Origin of the sequence: Mesorhizobium sp. M1E.F.Ca.ET.041.01.1.1 (assembly GCF_003997355.1) — a bacterium.
GTDB lineage: Bacteria > Pseudomonadota > Alphaproteobacteria > Rhizobiales > Rhizobiaceae > Mesorhizobium.
This window is the reverse complement of the sequence record NZ_RZSL01001137.1, coordinates 1-784: the sequence shown is the minus strand read 5'-3', so window position 1 is coordinate 784 and position 784 is coordinate 1. Positions and strand designations below refer to the sequence as shown.

The following is a 784-nucleotide window of genomic DNA, read 5'->3' as shown; positions in this document are numbered from 1 at the left end:
GGCCGACCTGTCCGGTGGGCAGCCGCACGGTGGCGCGGGTGATGGTCGCCTCGCCGACATTGAACGGCGCGCCGCCGCCGCCGATCCGCCCGCGCACCGTTACCAATCCGGTTTCGGGGCCGCGCAGCAGCTCCGCCTCCGAGGGCAGGCCGGAGCCCGCCCATAGGCGCGCGATCTCATCAGGCGCTGCGTGCGCCAGCGTCGCCATCACGGTTCTCCGCTCGGCCTGCTCGCGTGCTTCCTGTCCCCGCATGGCTCGCCTCCTTGCATAGCGGCTAATTTGTCTATTGATATAGACAACTATACAAATTATACTCATCACCTAACGAGAGTCCATGACGAGTGGATGACAAGAGGCGTAAAAGTTAGGGGGAAGGCGTTGGGGGCGGGGAAATGACCGGGCTGGCAAGCAGCATCGAAAGGCGCAGCGGCGTGTCGCTGTGGCGGCAGATCGCCGACAGGATCCTGGAGGGGATCGCGAATGGCGATTTCGCCGAGAACGCGGCGCTGCCGCCCGAGGTCGCGCTGGCGGAACGCTATGGCGTCAACCGTCACACGGTGCGCAGCGCCATTGCCGCGCTGGTGCAGGAAGGCGTGCTGAGAGCCGAGCAGGGGCGCGGCACCTTCGTGTTGTCGCGCAAGCGCCTGTCCTATCCGATCGGCGCGCGCACGCGGTTTTCGACCGGGTTGCAAGGGCAGACGACCGAGCGCCACATCGCGCTGCTGTCGTCATCGACCGAGCCGGCCAACCGGCGCATCGCCGAAGCGCTCGGCATCGCCAGAG

General features: G+C 66.8%; 2 protein-coding genes. One reads left to right on the top strand and one right to left on the bottom strand.

Annotated elements, in window-relative coordinates; translation table 11 throughout:
• On the bottom strand, nucleotides 1–253 hold a 253-nt coding region (locus EOA38_RS37935; protein ID WP_189435236.1), incomplete at its 3' end, for a phosphonate C-P lyase system protein PhnG.
• Nucleotides 254–393: 140 nt separating this feature from the next.
• On the opposite strand from EOA38_RS37935, the gene phnF reads away from it, so the two are divergent.
• Nucleotides 394–784 (top strand): phosphonate metabolism transcriptional regulator PhnF (gene phnF, locus EOA38_RS37930; protein ID WP_127301616.1); only part of this gene is annotated, 391 nt, incomplete at its 3' end.